22 protein-coding genes and 1 pseudogene are annotated in these 16,633 nt (G+C 57.3%); 21 read left to right on the forward strand and 2 right to left on the reverse strand.

Features of this window, described 5'->3' with window-relative positions; genetic code table 11:
- The 15 genes and pseudogenes from B7L72_RS18700 to B7L72_RS05135 all read left to right on the forward strand — a co-directional run.
- On the forward strand, nucleotides 1–181 hold a 181-nt coding region (locus B7L72_RS18700), incomplete at its 5' end, for a histidine phosphatase family protein (RefSeq protein WP_217806048.1).
- A 79-nt stretch (nucleotides 182–260) separates the two neighbouring features.
- Nucleotides 261–728, forward strand: a complete 468-nt coding sequence (locus tag B7L72_RS05070) for a nucleotidyltransferase (protein WP_081192959.1) — start codon at nucleotides 261–263, stop codon at nucleotides 726–728.
- A 151-nt stretch (nucleotides 729–879) separates the two neighbouring features.
- Complete coding sequence (locus B7L72_RS05075; RefSeq protein WP_217806050.1) at nucleotides 880–1,320, forward strand: hypothetical protein; 441 nt, start codon at nucleotides 880–882, stop codon at nucleotides 1,318–1,320.
- Between the two features lie 71 nt (nucleotides 1,321–1,391).
- Nucleotides 1,392–1,628 carry a hypothetical protein gene (locus B7L72_RS05080; RefSeq protein ID WP_081192961.1) on the forward strand — a complete coding sequence of 79 codons (237 nt, stop codon included), beginning with the start codon at nucleotides 1,392–1,394 and terminating at the stop codon, nucleotides 1,626–1,628.
- Nucleotides 1,629–1,742: 114 nt separating this feature from the next.
- A complete protein-coding gene (locus tag B7L72_RS05085) occupies nucleotides 1,743–2,333 on the forward strand; it encodes an O-methyltransferase (protein ID WP_254893759.1) in 591 nt (196 codons plus the stop codon).
- A gap of 279 nt (nucleotides 2,334–2,612) precedes the next feature.
- Nucleotides 2,613–3,140 carry a DUF523 domain-containing protein gene (locus B7L72_RS05090; protein ID WP_217806051.1) on the forward strand — a complete coding sequence of 176 codons (528 nt, stop codon included), beginning with the start codon at nucleotides 2,613–2,615 and terminating at the stop codon, nucleotides 3,138–3,140.
- Entirely contained in the window at nucleotides 3,121–4,086 is a 966-nt protein-coding gene (locus B7L72_RS05095; RefSeq protein ID WP_081192965.1) for a 5'-nucleotidase, read from the forward strand. The genes B7L72_RS05090 and B7L72_RS05095 overlap by 20 nt, the downstream gene beginning before the upstream one ends.
- Nucleotides 4,087–4,116: 30 nt before the next feature.
- Nucleotides 4,117–4,737, forward strand: coding sequence for a LysE family translocator (locus B7L72_RS05100; protein WP_081192967.1), 621 nt, complete (start codon nucleotides 4,117–4,119; stop codon nucleotides 4,735–4,737).
- 36 nt (nucleotides 4,738–4,773) lie between these two features.
- Complete coding sequence (locus B7L72_RS05105; protein WP_081192969.1) at nucleotides 4,774–5,244, forward strand: GNAT family N-acetyltransferase; 471 nt, start codon at nucleotides 4,774–4,776, stop codon at nucleotides 5,242–5,244.
- 40 nt (nucleotides 5,245–5,284) lie between these two features.
- A pseudogene (locus B7L72_RS05110) lies at nucleotides 5,285–6,057 on the forward strand (aminoglycoside adenylyltransferase family protein).
- A 166-nt stretch (nucleotides 6,058–6,223) separates the two neighbouring features.
- On the forward strand, nucleotides 6,224–6,784 hold the full coding sequence (locus B7L72_RS05115) for a GNAT family N-acetyltransferase (RefSeq protein ID WP_081192971.1): 561 nt from the start codon (nucleotides 6,224–6,226) through the stop codon (nucleotides 6,782–6,784).
- Between the two features lie 134 nt (nucleotides 6,785–6,918).
- Complete coding sequence (locus B7L72_RS05120) at nucleotides 6,919–7,302, forward strand: DUF6979 family protein (RefSeq protein ID WP_081192973.1); 384 nt, start codon at nucleotides 6,919–6,921, stop codon at nucleotides 7,300–7,302.
- 237 nt (nucleotides 7,303–7,539) lie between these two features.
- Nucleotides 7,540–7,728, forward strand: coding sequence for a GNAT family N-acetyltransferase (locus tag B7L72_RS05125; RefSeq protein WP_217806053.1), 189 nt, complete (start codon nucleotides 7,540–7,542; stop codon nucleotides 7,726–7,728).
- A gap of 51 nt (nucleotides 7,729–7,779) precedes the next feature.
- Nucleotides 7,780–8,190: a thiol-disulfide oxidoreductase DCC family protein gene (locus B7L72_RS05130; protein WP_081192977.1), complete on the forward strand. Its 411-nt coding sequence runs from the start codon at nucleotides 7,780–7,782 to the stop codon at nucleotides 8,188–8,190.
- A gap of 191 nt (nucleotides 8,191–8,381) precedes the next feature.
- Entirely contained in the window at nucleotides 8,382–9,062 is a 681-nt protein-coding gene (locus tag B7L72_RS05135; RefSeq protein ID WP_081192979.1) for an NAD(P)H-binding protein, read from the forward strand.
- On the opposite strand, the gene B7L72_RS05140 is transcribed toward B7L72_RS05135, so the two are convergent.
- Nucleotides 9,059–9,469 (reverse strand): winged helix-turn-helix transcriptional regulator, encoded by a 411-nt coding sequence (locus tag B7L72_RS05140; protein ID WP_081192981.1) that lies wholly within the window; start codon nucleotides 9,467–9,469, stop codon nucleotides 9,059–9,061. The two genes, B7L72_RS05135 and B7L72_RS05140, sit on opposite strands and share 4 nt — an antisense overlap.
- 91 nt (nucleotides 9,470–9,560) lie before the next feature.
- Between B7L72_RS05140 and B7L72_RS05145 the strand changes: the two genes are divergently transcribed.
- The gene (locus tag B7L72_RS05145) at nucleotides 9,561–10,421 is read left to right on the forward strand and encodes an SDR family oxidoreductase (protein WP_081192983.1); all 861 of its coding nucleotides are present in this window, start codon (nucleotides 9,561–9,563) and stop codon (nucleotides 10,419–10,421) included.
- A 93-nt stretch (nucleotides 10,422–10,514) separates the two neighbouring features.
- Here the strand turns inward: B7L72_RS05145 and B7L72_RS05150 are convergent, their stop codons facing one another.
- Complete coding sequence (locus B7L72_RS05150) at nucleotides 10,515–11,399, reverse strand: LysR family transcriptional regulator (RefSeq protein ID WP_081192985.1); 885 nt, start codon at nucleotides 11,397–11,399, stop codon at nucleotides 10,515–10,517.
- 169 nt (nucleotides 11,400–11,568) lie between these two features.
- Between B7L72_RS05150 and leuC the strand changes: the two genes are divergently transcribed.
- The 5 genes from leuC to B7L72_RS18495 form a co-directional block, all read left to right on the forward strand.
- The gene (gene leuC, locus B7L72_RS05155; RefSeq protein ID WP_081192987.1) at nucleotides 11,569–13,020 is read left to right on the forward strand and encodes a 3-isopropylmalate dehydratase large subunit; all 1,452 of its coding nucleotides are present in this window, start codon (nucleotides 11,569–11,571) and stop codon (nucleotides 13,018–13,020) included.
- A gap of 3 nt (nucleotides 13,021–13,023) precedes the next feature.
- Nucleotides 13,024–13,671: a 3-isopropylmalate dehydratase small subunit gene (gene leuD / locus B7L72_RS05160; RefSeq protein ID WP_081192989.1), complete on the forward strand. Its 648-nt coding sequence runs from the start codon at nucleotides 13,024–13,026 to the stop codon at nucleotides 13,669–13,671.
- A gap of 30 nt (nucleotides 13,672–13,701) precedes the next feature.
- Nucleotides 13,702–14,787 carry a 3-isopropylmalate dehydrogenase gene (gene leuB / locus B7L72_RS05165; RefSeq protein WP_081192991.1) on the forward strand — a complete coding sequence of 362 codons (1,086 nt, stop codon included), beginning with the start codon at nucleotides 13,702–13,704 and terminating at the stop codon, nucleotides 14,785–14,787.
- Between the two features lie 128 nt (nucleotides 14,788–14,915).
- Complete coding sequence (asd, locus tag B7L72_RS05170) at nucleotides 14,916–16,028, forward strand: aspartate-semialdehyde dehydrogenase (RefSeq protein WP_016914050.1); 1,113 nt, start codon at nucleotides 14,916–14,918, stop codon at nucleotides 16,026–16,028.
- A gap of 196 nt (nucleotides 16,029–16,224) precedes the next feature.
- Nucleotides 16,225–16,633 (forward strand): type IV pilus assembly protein FimV (locus B7L72_RS18495; RefSeq protein ID WP_446718551.1); only part of this gene is annotated, 409 nt, incomplete at its 3' end.

Here is a 16,633-nt window from a genome sequence, read left to right on the forward strand (position 1 = left end):
GCCTCACTCCAGGTTATTGGTAGTAACACACGGGCACATGCTTCGCGAATTATTAAACAGCATGCTGGCTTTGCCCCATAAAACACGGTTCCCGCACGATAATTGTGGGCTGAGTCATGTATCGGTAGATGACGTAAATATGGTCAGCTATATCAACCGGCCAATTTTTTCTAACCAATGACTTCACGGCGACCGCCTTTCCGGCGCTGAGCGCCCACATGCTGGTGTGTAAGCCGAGCGTTAAGCGTAGAGGAGGAATCATGCATCAAGTAGCCACGCAATGGATCGTAGGGTTACTAAGAGATAGAAACATACCCTTCATCATTTGTGGTGGGCTCGCAGCAAAGGGCTATGGCGCTGAGCGTGACCTGCATGATATTGACCTTTTCGTTCCTAGTGAGCACTTTTCATCAGTGGTACAGGCTGGTCAGGAATTCGTATCCAAAGCCGCCGCTCACCGCCAAGAGGAAGGCTGGGATCTCACCTACGTCCAATTCAAGTATGAAGGCATTAAAGTCGAGGTAGGCAACGCTGATGGTCCGCAGATATTTGATTCAGGCAACGAGCAGTGGGTACCGCTCAATATAGATTTTTCTTGCTATGAGACCGTACATTTGTTGGGTCTTCAGCTTCCTCTCATGCTGCGGGAAGATCTGATACGGTATAAATCTGCGCTCTCACGGCCGGTAGATGTCGAGGATATCCGTGATATACGGCAGCGCGCATAACAAAGTCATCCAATTGATGTTAAAACCTCCGCTTTGCCCCGGTGTTGTCATTGGTGATGCGGTGTTAAAAATGAGACTTATCAATTATCGGCGTTGTAACGAAAAGTGCTATATTGAGTTCCGAGCCAAGTCTGAAGCCAAGTGACGAAGGTTGTTTATCGTCCGTAGTAGCGAGTCACGCCGTCGCTTTCCTTTTTATCTGGTGTTGGGAGAGTTTTCTGGTTTCGGGTTCATGGTTCTGATCAATAAAAGACAGAAAGCATATTTCAAGGGAGGTCAAGAGAAAATGGAAGTCAAAGCGGAGATTTTGAAAAATCGTATTGTGTTCACTGCAAATAACAATACGGTTGTCGTCGAGCCAAAAGAGCCTTTCACCACTACGAGGCTGCTGGTAGGAACATTTATGCCAGCCGTCGAGTGCATGAAGGAAGGCTTGGCAAAGGTGGGTGCTAAAGGTCTCTTCAAAAGGAAACCGAAGCTCCTGATTTATCCTCGGGCCATGACGGAAGGCGGCCTTTCAGAAGTAGAAGAGCGCTGTCTGCTCGAAGTTGGTCATGCTGCCGGAGCGGGTAAGGTTGAAGTGCATGTTTAGCCTTTTGTGTAACGAGTTGGAGTAGTTCATGCTGCTGCGATCAAACTTTATGTAATTCAAGGAGTTTCGTTATGGTGTTCAATACCTCAGAAAGAAACGCGCTACTCGAAGTGAAGGGGGTAGGCCCTACAGTGGTCAAACGTTTTGAGGAAATAGGTATAAACTCCTTTTCAGAGTTGGCGAGCCATGACCCAGAAGTAGTTGCGGAAAAAATCGCATTAATGCTTGGGGCTACCTGCTGGAAGAATAGCCCTCAGGCCTTGTCGGCGGTCACGGCTGCAATAGAAAGAGCAAGGCAAGGATTGTAGAGGCCGATGCTCGCCCATGGTAAACGACACTTGCCGTTCCGGGGTTAGGGACTGCCTCCGTTTCTCGTTTTGAGTCCGATATAATAACCAGTGTTACTTGCCAGGAGGCGCGCCGTGGAGCTCAAGAAAATTCTCAAAGAGTTGGAGATGCTAGGTCAAGAGAATGATGCGTCGGTAGAAGATAGAGACCGTAAGTATCTCAATATAACTAGGCATACAGGACAGTTTTTGGAAGTGCTTATAAAGGCAAGCGCTGTGAAGCGGGTGTTGGAAATTGGTACATCAAACGGTTATTCCACACTGTGGATAGCCTCTGCGCTGCCAGAGGATGGGCATATAACCACGCTAGAAGTTTCCTCTTTCAAGGTTGCTCAGGCCCAAAATAACTTCAAACGGGCAGGTCTTGAACACAAAATTGCACTAGTACAAGCCGATGCTATGGATTTTCTCGAGTCTTGTGATCAGCTGTTTGATCTGGTGTTTCTCGATGCAGATCGATCAAGCTACCTTCAGCTTGCTGGTCGAATCGTTTCTCTTGTGCGGCCTGGCGGGCTTCTTGTTTGCGATAATGCGATTTCGCATGCAGAAGAACTGGACGAGTTTTTTTGTTTCATCAATACCAGCGGCGAATTCACGGCGACAACGCTGCCCGTAGGTAAGGGTGAGTTTGTAGCATGTAAAAATATATCACAAGATACTGCTTAGGTGATCAAGCAAGTGGTGTTGCAGGGCATGCGATGGTGTTCATATGCGAGCTGTTTCGCATATGGAAGTGGTGAAAATTAGCCTAGGCTGCGCCACCTCAAATGCCTTGTCCGTCACTTTGGGTGCGCGCCTTGCGGCCAGCACGCGATAATCACGATGAGCGGTATGGTCATCTGGTTTTCAACTTCGGGGTCAGGCCATCCACTCGATGCAACATCTCTGCTTACATTGTGCATCTGGTGAGAGTAGGCGTCTGCATCACAGTGACAGGGGGGGAATGTGAAAAAAGTGCTAATGAGTGCTTGTCTTCTAGGGAAAAGTGTCCGGTACGACGGTGGTAGCTTACCGGTAAATGATCAAATCGTGGCGCGGTGGATTTCTGAAGGCCGAGTGGTATCTGTTTGCCCAGAGGTGGAAGCAGGCATGAGTATTCCCAGGGAGCCTGCGGAAATCTTCGAGGGCTGTGGAAACAGTGTGTTAGACGGTGAGGCCGACGTCATGGAAAAAGGCGGCAACATTGTGTCTGATAGTTTTATTGCTGGTGCGTCGGTGGCCCTGGAGCTGTGCAAAAGGTTTCATATTGAAATAGCCGTGCTGGCTGAGGCTAGCCCTTCCTGCGGCAGTTCATTCATCTACGACGGTCACTTCTCAGGAAATAGGAACCCTGGGATGGGGGTTACCGCTGCGCTGTTGCGCCGACACGATATTCAGGTATTTAGCCAGCATGAAATCGAGGATGCTAATAAGGCACTTGACGCAACAAGCCCACCACCCACAAAGGAAGCGCATGCCCTACGAACTCGATAACCGCCTGGTCATTGGCGTTGCCTCCAGTGCTGTCTTTGATCTGAGCGAATCCGATGCCGTCTTTCGCCGCGAGGGGGAGGAGCAGTATCGCGAATATCAGGAAAAGAACCTTGAGGTTCCGCTCCCCAAGGGCATCGCGTTTCCGTTTATCAAGCGGCTGCTGGCGTTGAACGACTTGAGCCCCAGCCCGGAAGACCCGCTGGTGGAGGTGGTGCTGCTGTCACGCAACGACCCGGATACCGGCTTGCGCGTCATGAAAACCATCGAGCACTACGGGCTGGGCATTACCCGGGCGATCTTCATGCAGGGGCGTTCGCCCTATGAGTACATTCCCGCGTTGAACATTGCGCTATTTTTGTCTGGCCACAAGCCAGACGTGGAGGCCGCCATTGGCAGCGGGCACCCGGCGGGGCAGGTGCTGGATTCCATGTTTGACGATGATGAAGACGACCAGACACTGCGCATCGCTTTTGACTTTGATGGCGTGCTGGCGGGCGACGAATCCGAGTCGGTCATGCAGGCATCAGGTCTCACGGCCTTCCACGATCATGAAGTCAAGAACGTGATGCAGCCGCACCATCCTGGGCCACTGAAAGAGTTCCTGGTACGCATTTCAAGAATCCAGTCGGCGGAAGAGGCGTACAAGCAGCAGCACCTCGAGTATGAAAATCGTATACGCGTGTCGATTGTCACGGCCCGCAATGCGCCTTCCCATGAGCGCGCCTTGAAGACGCTGAAAAGCTGGGGCGTCATGGCCAACGATGCGTTCTTCCTCGGCGGCATCGAGAAGGGCAGAGTGCTGGGTGTGTTGAAGCCGCACATCTTCTTCGATGATCAGTCTGGTCATTTACAGTCCGCCAGTGCGGTGGTGCCTTCTGTTCATATTCCGTTTGGTGTCACCAACCAGCCCAGGGCGAAGGCAGACGAGCCTGCTGCCGGGAGCTGACCCTTTTCACTTTACAAGATGGGAACCGACATGACCTTGATGACGCTCCTGTTATTCATACCTGCATGTTTTGCCCTGAACATGGCCCCCGGCCCGAACAATCTGCTCTCCATGGCGAATGCCAAGCGATACGGCATACGGGTGGCCTGCTATGCGGGGATGGGTCGGTTGGTGGCCTTTGTGGGCATGATTACATTGGCCGCTACCGGGTTGGCCACCGTGCTGCATACCTCCGAAAAGGTGTTTCTCGCCGTCAAAATCGCCGGTGGGCTGTACTTCTTCTGGCTGGCGTATCAGCTCTGGAACGCAGACCCGACAGAAGGCGATAACGAGGCGCTGGGCGGCAAGAATCTGCTTCAACTGGCGAGGCAGGAGTTCCTGCTGGCAGCGGGCAACCCCAAAGCCATCCTGATTTTTACCGCGTTCCTGCCCCAGTTTGTCGACCCTGCGGGTTCCGTAGGGCTTCAGTTCCTGATACTCGGGACGCTGTTTCTGTTGCTGGAGTGGGTCGCCATCGCCGGTTACGCGTTCTTCGGCAAGGCATTGCGCCACTGGTTCTCGCGCCCCTCCATGCGGCGCCTGTTCAATCGAGTGTGTGCCGGGTTATTGGGAAGCGCGGGGGCAGGGCTGCTGTTGGCCCGCCGTGAGTGAAGGGGATCGAAATGACTGCCGATTGGGGGGAGAAACATGCCTGAAGTGTCGAGAGCGGTATTTCCTGATGATCTACACGCTGTGCTGGCTCTGTATCAAGAGTATATCGACAGCACGTCGGTGGATCTCTCTTTTCAAGGAAATGATCAGGAGTTCAGCCAGCTAGCTGAAAAGTACTCCTCTGAAGAGTCACAGATATTTCTGCTGAAAAAAGAGGGTGTGTCGGTGGGTTGCGCCGCTTTTCGGAAGCTGGACGCCCACACGTGTGAAATGAAACGGGTCTATATCCGACCTGGTGCCCGCGGCAACCAGTGGGGGGCCATGCTAATGGATAGAGTGCTGCAGGCGGCGAATGAGAGTGGCTACAAGAAAATCTGCCTGGATGTATTGCCCGAATTTACGGCAGCTTTGAAGCTATACAAGTCATATGGGTTTGTGGAGCATCCACCCGTCACGCATAACCCCGTGCCTGGAACGCATTTTCTGGGATTGGAGTTAAAGAACTAGCGGCAATGGTCGCATTACCCGTGAGGATTCCACCCTTTTGATGGCTATTCCAACGATACCCAGTGAAGCGCAGCAGGCCCAGCAAGTAGCGAAAAGGTGCTGGGTGAGTCGATTGTTGGTATTTACCTCTTTGGTTCTGCGGTAGTAGGCGGCTTAAAACCTGATAGCGACGTCGATATCCTTATTAGCGTTGCCCAGCCGCTGTGCCGCGAACAGAGGAAGGCATTGGCGGCCCAATTGATGAGTGTGTCCGGTGCGATCGGCAATATACATGGCATCAGGCCATTGGAGCTGACCGTGATAACGGTTTCAGGGGGCGCTCCCTGGCCATTTCCTCCGCAAGCGGAGTTTGTATATGGGGAATGGATGCGCGAGCAGTTCGAGGCGGGCAGTGTACCAGCCCCTGTCCGTGACCCTGACCTGGTCATCGTCTTGAAAAAAGTGAGGGAGCATGGCCTGGCGCTTCATGGCCCCAACGCTGCAGAGGTTATCCCCTCGATACCTATGGCTGATATCCGAGTGGCCATTCAACATGCCTTGCCCACTTTGTTGGCAGAATCGCAAGGGGATGAACGTAACGTGATTTTGACCCTGGCTCGCATGTGGCTCACAGCCTCTACCGGCACTATCGAGCCTAAAGATGTGGCTGCAGAGTGGGCGGAGAAGCGGGCTCCTTCAAGGTACGCAGCGCAATTGAAGTATGCGCGGGAAGGCTACCTGGGGGTCGTCGATGATCAATGGTTAGACAGGCAAGAAGAGTTTGATGCACTGGTACGCTATATGGAGCGCGCTATAACCTTGTCTTTATCGTAAAAAGCCTGGTACGGCGAGGTACCCGCGAATCATCACGCAGTGTTGGCCCCATTAGCCGAGCCACGGGCTGCTCTTGGTGGCGCGCCGTGTGCGGCTTTGTTCCGCCAGAGGGTTAAATTGACTGGCTTGGTGATGGTAGCCAGCCAGTGCTAGATATGGAAATGGAGTGCTGACATTGAAAGGATTATTTTTCCCCGTGCTTGAAACTGCGCGGTTGATACTCAAACCCTTGGCCATCGATGACTCGGATAGCCTGCTGGAAATCTTTTCTGATCATGAGGTCATGCGGTACTGGAACACTGCACCTTGGGCAACGATTCAGGACGCCATTGATTTCATTAATGGAAGTCATGAGTCGATGCGCCGTGAAGAGTCGCTGGTGCTCGGCGTGTATGTGAAGTCGACAGGTGAGTTGGCTGGCAAGTGCATGCTGTTCAGCTACGATCAAAAATCCAAACGGGCTGAAATCGGGTTTGGGTTGGGCCGTTCATGCTGGGGGCAGGGATATATTCATGAGGCAGGCGAGGCGTTGATTCAGTACGGCTTCAACTCATTGGGGCTCCGGCGGATTGAAGCAGAGATTGACCCAGAGAATCTGGCGTCAGCGAAAGCACTACGGAAACTCGGGTTTTCTCAAGAGGGGCTGCTAAGGCAGCGCTGGGAAGTCAATGGCGTTGTCTCTGACTCGGCAATGTATGGGCGCTTGGTCAGTGATCTTCCCGCATAGGGAATGGCGGTGTCCGCCCGCTGGTGGAGCCTGGACGGCTGCCTACTTCTCTATTGGTGGCGCGGCCTCGCGGGTGCCTCGCTAATCGCTCGTTACCACGCGCTACATGATGATTCGAGTTGGGGGGGCGTAAAATGGCTAAATATGGCGATGTTGCTTTACAGGCTGTTCGCTTGGCAGGGGAAGGTGTTGCTCCTGTAGAAGCGTGGAATTTGGCCGCCGCATCCATGTTTCCTGATCAGCATGCTGCTCGTGTTAAAGGCTGTCCACGGTCTGCATTTTTGGGGTTATGCGAAGAAGGCTATGTCGAGGGAATAGAGGCTGGTAAGTACACCACCTCCGTTTCCAACAAAAAATACGCGATTGACTTGCTTAAGCTTCTTCACGAAAAACCGCACTTGGCCGATTTGCCCAGAAAACAACTTTGGGGAATTGTCGTCCAAGGGGCACCGAAACAGCATAACCAGCAAGTCGAAGTGGTGCTTGCGCTGTGGCGCGCTGGGTTGCTGAACATTTGAGCCGAGCTGATAGTGTGTTTTATCACGCCACGCATCACATTTTTGAGCATCGATAGCTGCTCGGTGGCGCGGCCTCGCGGGTGCCTCGCTGATCGCTCGTTACCACGCGCTACAGGGGTGGCTGCCCTTGGTGGCGCGCAGTGTGCGGCTTTGTTCCGGTGCGATGCCAGAGGGTTGAATTGACGGACTTGGTGATGGTAGCCAGCCAGTGCTAGATATGGAAATGGAGTGCTGATATTGAAAGGATTATTTTTCCCCGTGATTGAAACCGCGCGGTTGATACTCAAACCCTTGGCCATCGATGAGTCGGATAGCCTGCTGGAAATCTTTTCTGATCATGAGGTCATGCGGTATTGGAACACTGCACCTTGGGCAGCGCTTGCCGACCCGATGCAGCGGATTGCCATGGTGCGCCGTTGCCCGTAGTGTCAGGCAACCTACTCATGTCGAACGAACGTCTTCTTTCTGCAGGAGCCTATGGATAATCGGCATATCGTGATATTCGATGGTGTGTGCAACTTCTGCAACGGCGCGGTGAATTTCATCATCCAGCGAGATCCAGAGGGTGTCTTTGCCTTCACCCCGATGCAGAGTGAGTTGGCCCAGGAGCTGACGGAGCACTTCAACGTCCCCGATGTGGGCACGGACACCCTGGTGCTGATCAAGAAGGGTGAGTGTTATGTGCTCTCGGATGCCGCCCTTGAGATCGCGAAAGACCTGAAAGGGCCTTGGCGGCTGTGTTATGCGCTCAAGAGAGTGCCCAAGCCGATCAGGGACGCGGCTTATAAATTGTTTGCGCGGCATCGCTATCGGCTCTTTGGTAAGAAAGATGCCTGTATGGTGCCGTCAGCAGAGGTGAAGTCGCGGTTTGTGGGGGTTGATACCTGATCCGTGAGGCGGATGTATTCAGTCAGGTGATGGTGGGGCGTGGGTTGCTTACCTTTTCTCACGGTGGCGCGGCCTCGCGGGTGCCTCGCTGCTCGCTCGTTACCACGCGCTACAATGTCATTCTTTGCCTGCTGTGTCAGTAGAAAGCAAACCTGTGTCTAGGTGCTCACACCATAAGGAAACGGTTACTCATGCCTACCGCCATCGTTCTTGGTGCCACTGGCGCCATTGGCCAGCACCTCGTGACGCAGCTTTCCCAGCGCGATGAGGTGGAGAGCGTCATCGTCGTGACCCGCCGCGAGCTGGATCTTGCTCGTGAATTTCCCCACGCTAACGCATCCAGGCTTCAGCCTGTGCTGCTGGATTTCGAACGGTTGGAAGCTGAGGTTGCCGAACGGGTGCCCGCTGGGGCCATGGCGTTTGTAGCGCTGGGCACCACGAAAAAGCAGGCAGGGAGTAAAGAGGCGTTTCGTCGCGTGGATCATGGGTTGGTGCTGGCGTTTGCCCGTGCCTGCAAAGCGGCGGGGGTGAGCCGGTTGGCCGTGGTGACAGCGCACGGTGCCAATGCTCGCTCGTCGATATTTTATAACCGCGTGAAAGGCGAAGTGGAGCGGGATATTCAGGCGCTGAGGTTGCCCTGTGTGTTCTTTGCTCGGCCTTCGCTGTTGTTGGGGCGGCCGCAGGATGGGCGCTTTGCAGAGACGTGGGCGAGCGCGGTGCTGGCACCCGCGGTGCGCTGGCTACCGCTTGCGCTGCGGCCTATTTCGGTAGAGGCCGTGGCATTGGGTATGGTCAAGGTGGCGCTGGAAGAGGCCACACCCTCCACCGTGCAAAGTAATGCGGCCCTGCATCGCTTGAGCATGGGTAGCTAGTCAGGCTTTCGGCGTGCAGCAAGCAGTGTAGGCAGGTTGTGTTCGATCCAATCGGTTAGCGCTTCGATGTGCTGTCCCAGCTCTTTGCCTGGCGACGTTAATGAATACTCCACATGCGGCGGCACAACGGGACGCGCATAGCGTGCGACCAGGCCATCTTCTTCCAGCTGCTGAAGCGTTTGTGCCAGCATTTTCTCACTGACTCCCTCGATCTTGCGACGCAGTTCGCTGAAGCGGTGGGTGCCTTTCATCAACACCAGCAGCACTAAAACCCCCCACTGGCTGGTCACGTGTTTCAAAATCTGCCGCGATGGGCAGGCTTTTGCGAGTACTTCGCCACGGCGCATGGCATTGGCGAGTTCTCCATGGCTGGCGCTTTGAGAAGGGGGCGTTGGGTGACGGGTCATGGTACTTACCTTTTTGTGCGTACTTACTAAAAGTTAGTTTAAAGGGTACGCTTCGTTTCACCAACCATTGCAGATGAATGAGGGTGAAAACATGATCGTAGTAACGGGTGCTACCGGACAGCTAGGCCGCTTGGTGATTGATGCGCTAGTGAAGCGCGTGCCTGCCGAGCACATTGTGGCCGCCGTGCGGAATGTGGAAAAAGCCCAGCCGCTGGCCGAGCTAGGCGTACACGTACGTCAAGCCAATTACGATGACCCTGACAGCTGGCAAGCGGCTTTGCAAGGAGCCGAAAAGGTGCTGCTGATCTCGTCTAGCGAGATTGGCCAGCGTGTCGATCAGCATCGAGCGGTCATCGAGGCTGCGAAGCGTCAGGGCGTAGCGCTACTAGCGTATACCAGCCTATTGCATGCCGATTCGTCACCGCTTGGTTTAGCGCAGGAGCACCGCGAGACCGAGGCACTGATTCATGCCTCTGGTGTTCCTTATGTGCTGCTGCGCAACGGCTGGTACACCGAAAATTATACGCAGGGCGCTCCTGGAGCGGTCGCCCAGGGTGTCTTGTTTGGCTGTGCCGACGAGGGGCGGATTGCCTCGGCTGGGCGGGCTGATTACGCCGAAGCAGCGGCCATCGTGCTGGCCAGCGATCAGCACAGGGAGCCCGTCTATGAGTTGGCAGGTGACAGCGCGTATACGCTGGGCGAGCTGGCAGCCGTTATCGCGCGGCAAAGCGGACAGCGCGTCGATTACGTCAACGTGAGTGAGGCCGATTACGTAAGTGCTTTGCAGCAGGCGGGGCTGCCGAAGGAGTTCGCTAGCGTATTGGCAGACGCCGATAGAGGAGTTGCCAAGGGGGCACTATTGGATGAGGGCCATCAGTTGAGCCAGTTGCTGGGTAGGCCCACGCTGTCGCTGGAGGAGGCTGTCAAACAGGCGCTGTCGTCATCGCGTTAATGCCCGTTTGAGGCGGGATCTCCGTGACACTGGCCCACGCTTCTAAAGGCGCGGGCCGGTGTCGTTTCTGATGTTGTCCCCGCTACCAGGCCATCACGCGCGGGCATTCTCCAGCGCCTCGATCATCCTGCGCGCAGCGTTGGAGAGCGTGCGGTTGTGGTGCACCAGATAACCCAACGGGCGGTGGATGGGGTCGGTATCCACCGGTAGCTCGACCAGTTCGCTGTCGACCATGCTTTCCGGCAGCAGGCTCCAGCCGAGCCCGACGCTGCACATCATCTTCAGGGTTTCCAGGTAGTTGGTGGACATGCTGACCGGCAGGGTCAGGCCGGCGGCCTGGAAGCGTTGGCCGATCAGGGTGTGGGTGAAGGTCTTGGCGCCGGGCATCACGCAGTTCACCTCGCACAATTCGGCCAGGCTCAGCGTGGCCTGGGTGCGGCTGCGCTGGGCCAGCGTGTGGTCCTTGGCGCAGACGAAGCAGAGCCGGTCGCGCCAGAGTTCGACCACCTGCAGCTGCTCCACCGGGTGGGGCGCCAGGGTGACGATGGCCATTTCCAGGGTGCCATCCACCACGCCCTGATAGGCAAGCTCGGAGTCCAGGAAGTGCAGGTCGAGGGCCACTTCCGGGTGGCGCTGGGTGTAGAGTTTGAGCAGCGGCGGCAGCCGGTGCAGGCCGATGTGGTGGCTGGTGGCCAGGGTGAGCTTGCCGCCCACTTGGCCGGAAAGGTTGGCCAGTGCGCGGCGGCTGTCGTCCACGGTGAACAGGATACGCTGGGCGCTGGGCAGCAGCAGGTTGCCTGCCTCGGTGAGGGTGATTTTTCGCCCGATACGGTCGAAAAGCCGCGTGCCCAGCAGCTCTTCCAGCGTGGCAATGCGTTTACTCACCGCTGGCTGCGTGAGGTGAAGCTGCTCGGCGGCGCGGGAGAAGCTTTGGGTTTGCGCCACGGCGAGAAAGGCTTGCAGGCTTTGGGTATCCACGGCGGCTCCCTGATCATCTATTCCTGTTTGGAATCTAAAGTATGAATAACATGAATTGCTTTTATGTGCGAGTCGGGTAACACTCGGGTCATCGTCCATGACGCCCGCGACAAGAGCGGCCCGTAGAAGCCGCCAACACGACTAGCAGGGCACTGCCCAGGAGAGCCACATGTCAGGTCAAACCCTTTACGACAAACTCTGGAACCAGCACTTGGTCAAGCAGCGCGATGACGGCACGGCGCTGATCTACATCGACCGCCAACTGCTCCACGAAGTGACCTCGCCACAGGCGTTTGAAGGCCTGCGTCTGGCCAACCGCAAGCCCTGGCGCCTGGATGCCAACCTGGCTACGCCCGATCACAACGTACCTACTACGGTGAAAGAGCGTGCCGAGGGCAACAGCGGCATCAAGGACCCGGTCTCGTTGATTCAGGTGCAGACCCTGGACGACAACTGCCAGGCCTTCGGTATCGAAGAGTTCAAGATCAACGACCCCCGCCAAGGCATCGTGCACGTGGTGGGCCCCGAGCAGGGCGCCACACTGCCCGGCATGACCGTGGTGTGCGGCGACTCGCATACCGCCACCCACGGCGCCTTTGCTGCGCTGGCCCACGGGATCGGCACCTCGGAAGTGGAACACGTGCTGGCTACCCAGTGTTTGCTGGCGCAGAAGATGAAGAACATGCAGGTGCGCGTGGAAGGCGAGCTGGGTCTGGGCGTGACCGCCAAGGACGTGGTGCTGGCCATCATCGGTAAGATTGGTACCGCCGGCGGCACCGGCTATGCCATCGAGTTTGCTGGAAGCGCCATCGAATCGCTCTCCATGGAAGGCCGCATGACCGTGTGCAACATGGCCATCGAAGCAGGTGCTCGGGTGGGGCTGATTGCGGTCGATGACACCACCATCGATTACCTCGCCGAGCGCCCCTTTGCGCCCACCGCCGAGCAGTGGGAAGCCGCCGTGTCCGACTGGCGCCAGCTGGTCTCCGATGCCGATGCCCACTTCGATAAAGTGGTCACCCTGAAGGCCGAAGAGATCGAGCCTCAGGTAAGCTGGGGCACCAGCCCCGAAATGGTCACCGGTATTTCCGGTCAGGTGCCCGACCCCCAGGCCGCCGATGACGAAACCGTTCAGCGCAGCCACTCCCGCGCGCTGGAGTACATGGGCCTGCAGGCCAACCAGAAAATTACCGATATCAAGCTGGACAAGGTGTTCATCGGCTCCTGCACCAACTCGCGTATCGAAGACCTGCGTGAAGCCGCCAAGGTGGCCAAGGGCAACAAGGTAGCCGATTCCATCAAGCTGGCCATGGTGGTGCCGGGTTCTGGCCTGGTGAAGCGCCAGGCGGAAGCCGAAGGCCTCGACAAGATCTTCATCGAAGCGGGCTTCGAGTGGCGCGAGCCGGGTTGTTCCATGTGTCTGGCCATGAATGCCGACAAGCTGGGCGCTGGCGAGCACTGCGCCTCGACCTCCAACCGTAACTTCGAAGGTCGTCAGGGCTACGGCGGGCGTACGCATCTGGTGAGCCCGGCCATGGCCGCTGCGGCCGCCATTGCTGGCCACTTCGTCGATGTCCGTACCTTGCCTGCCAACGATGCCACCCACGCCCAGGAGGCCTGAGCCATGAAAAAGTTCGAACGTTTTGAAGGCATCGTTGCGCCTCTGGACCGTGCCAATGTCGATACCGATCTGATCATTCCGAAGCAGTTCCTGAAGTCCATCAAGCGGACCGGCTTTGGCGTGAACCTGTTCGATGAGCTGCGCTACCTGGACGAAGGCCAACCCGGTCAGGACTGCTCCCAGCGCCCGCTGAATCCGGATTTCGTGCTGAACCAGCCGCGCTTCCAAGGCGCCGAGGTGCTGCTGGCACGGCGTAACTTTGGCTGCGGCAGCTCCCGCGAGCACGCGCCCTGGGCGCTGGAAGATTTTGGCTTCAAGGTAGTGATTGCCCCCAGCTTTGCCGATATCTTCTACAACAACGCGTTCAAGAACGGCATCCTGCTGGTGACGCTGGCCGAAGAGCAGGTGGATCGCCTGTTTGCCGAGGTGGATGCCAACGAAGGCTACCAGCTGGACGTCGACCTGGAGCACCAGCGCGTGATCACGCCCAGCGGCGAGATTCTGGAATTCGAGGTCGATGCATTCCGCAAGCACTGCCTGCTGAACGGCCTGGACGATATCGGCATTACCCTGCAAGACGAAGAGGCCATTCGCAGCTTCGAAGCGCAGCATCGTCAGCAGCGCCCGTGGCTGTTCCGTCAGCCCGCGTAAGTCTTCCATTTTTTGTGCTAAGGATTGAGCATGACTCATAAGGTGTTACTGCTGCCCGGTGACGGTATCGGCCCGGAAATTGCCGCCCAGGCGGCGCGTTTGTTGAAAGCCTGCCAGGATGCTGGCCTGGACATCGACGTGGAAGAGGGCCTGGTGGGCGGCTCGGCCTACGACGTACACGGCGAGCCGCTGCCCGCCGCAACGTTGGAAAAAGCCAAGGCTGCCAGCGCGATTTTGCTGGGTGCCGTGGGTGGCCCCAAATGGGACAAGATCGACGACCTCTCCAGGCGTCCTGAGAAGGGCTTGCTGGGCCTGCGCAAGAACCTGGGCCTGTTTGGCAACCTGCGTCCGGCCATGCTTTACCCGCAGCTGGCCAGCGCTTCCAGCTTGAAGCCCGAGCTGGTGGCCGGGCTGGATATCATGATCGTGCGTGAACTCACCGGTGGCATCTACTTCGGCCAGCCCCGGGGTATCGAAGTGCGCGACGGCGAGCGGGTCGGCTTCAATACCTATATCTACTCTGAAAGCGAAATCGAGCGTATTGGTCGTGTCGCCTTCGAGATGGCCCAGAAGCGCGGCAAGAAGCTCTGCTCGGTGGACAAGGCCAACGTGCTGGAAGTGACGATTCTGTGGCGTGAGGTCATGGAGCGGCTGGCACCGGAATACCCGGATGTAGAGCTGTCGCACATGTACGTGGACAACGCCGCCATGCAGCTGGTCCGTGCACCGAAGCAGTTCGATGTGGTGGTCACCGGTAACATGTTTGGCGACATTCTCTCCGATGCCGCCGCCATGCTGACCGGCTCCATCGGCATGTTGCCTTCTGCATCGCTCAACGAGAGCGGGCAGGGCATGTACGAGCCTTGCCACGGCAGCGCGCCGGACATCGCAGGCCAGAACGTCGCCAACCCGCTGGCCATGATGCTCTCGGTGGCCATGATGCTGCGCTACTCGCTCAATGAGCCCACCATGGCCGAGCGCATCGAAGCGGCGGTGGGCAGCGTGCTGGACGACGGCCTGCGCACGGCGGATATCGCTTCCGAAGGCACCCGTCGGGTCTCCACGGTGGAGATGGGCGATGCAGTGCTGGCGGCCTTTGCACAACGCTCAGCCTAAGGCTTGCAAAAAGAGCTTCGCTTCGACTCGTCGCAAAGCAACCAACGTCGGCTGCCCCAAGGGGTGGCCGACGTCGTGTCGGATATTTGTGTATAATACTTATCTCATTCTTGGTTGGAGGACTTCACATGTTGAAAGTCGGTTTCGTGGGATGGCGTGGCATGGTGGGTTCTGTGCTGATGCAGCGCATGCAGGAAGATGGTGATTTCAACGGTATCGAGCCGATTTTTTTCACCACTTCTCAAGTTGGCCAGCCCGGCCCCGACATCGGCGTGGACGTGCCTCCGCTGAAAGATGCGTTTGCACTGGATGACCTGAAAGCGTTGGACGTGATCATCACCTGCCAGGGCGGTGACTACACCAAGAAGGTCTACGGCGACCTGCGCAACGGCGGTTGGCAAGGCTACTGGATCGATGCCGCCAGCACCCTGCGGATGGAAGACGAAGCCACCATCATCCTCGACCCGGTGAACCGTAAGGTCATCGATGCGCAGCTGGCGAAAGGTGCCAAAACCTTCGTGGGCGGCAACTGCACCGTCAGCCTGATGCTAATGGGCCTGGGCGGCCTGTTCGAGGCCGATATGGTCGAGTGGATGACCTCCATGACCTATCAGGCGGCGTCCGGCTCCGGTGCCAAGCACATGCGCGAGCTGCTCAACCAGATGGGCCACCTGCGTGATAGCGTGGCCAGCGAATTGGCCGACCCGGCCAGCGCCATTCTGGATATCGACCGCAAGGTCACTGCGGCCATGCGTGGCGGCGACTTCCCCACGGAAAACTTCACTGCGCCGCTGGCGGGCAGCCTGCTGCCGTGGATCGACACCAAGCTGGAGAGCGGCCAGAGCCGCGAAGAGTGGAAAGGCAGCGTCGAGACCAACAAGATTCTGGGACTGCAGAACAACCCGATTCCCATCGATGGCCTTTGCGTGCGTATCGGTGCCATGCGCTCCCACAGCCAGGCGTTCACCATCAAGCTGAAGCAGGATGTGCCGCTGGACGAGATCGAAGAGCGCATTGCCAAGCACAACGAGTGGGTGCGCCTGATTCCCAACGATAAGGACGCCACCGTAGCGGGCCTGACCCCGGCAGCAGCCACGGGCACGCTGCAAGTACCGGTAGGTCGGCTGCGCAAGCTGAACATGGGCGGTGAATACCTCTCGGCCTTCAGCGTGGGCGACCAGCTGCTGTGGGGGGCCGCCGAGCCGCTCAAGCGCATGCTGAAGATCCTGCGCGAGCAGTAATCCAGCGCGGGCCGTCAGGTAAACCAGTGGGAAGCTGTTCGCAGCTTCCCATTTTTTTTGCCCGTCAGGCGTGTCGAGGGTGCATTGGCCCAAGCGGCATGTTAAATACGTTATGATAAAAACGAATTAAGTCATTGTGATGGGTGAATGTTTCCGCACAATGTAACGCAGGGAACCGCAGGCAGTAGGGGCCGCAATGAAAAACAAGCTGGCATGGTGGTCATGGCTGCCGCTGGGCGTCGTAAGCCCGTTGGCGTTGGCCGTGGGGCTGGGGCAGGTGACGGTCAACTCACCGCTCCAGGCACCGCTGAATGCCTCCGCACCCATCGTGGATGTCTCCGAGACTGCGCTGGGCGAGTTACGGGTGGAGGTCGCTGACGAAGCGGCCTTTACCGCCCGGGGGCTGGAGTGGACCCCGCTGGCGGCCAGCGTGCGCGCCGAGATCGAGCGCCTTCCCGGCGGTGCTCGGGTGGTGCTGCGCACCGAGCAGGAGGTGCTGGAGCCCTGGCTGGATCTGCTGTTGACCATCAGCGGCCCCGATGGGCGTAGCGCCGAGGCGTTCACGCTACTGTTCGACCTGCCGGAGAGCGCCGCCAGTGCGCCGG

Origin of the sequence: Halomonas sp. BC1 (assembly GCF_002078135.1) — a bacterium.
Classification (GTDB): domain Bacteria; phylum Pseudomonadota; class Gammaproteobacteria; order Pseudomonadales; family Halomonadaceae; genus Vreelandella; species Vreelandella stevensii.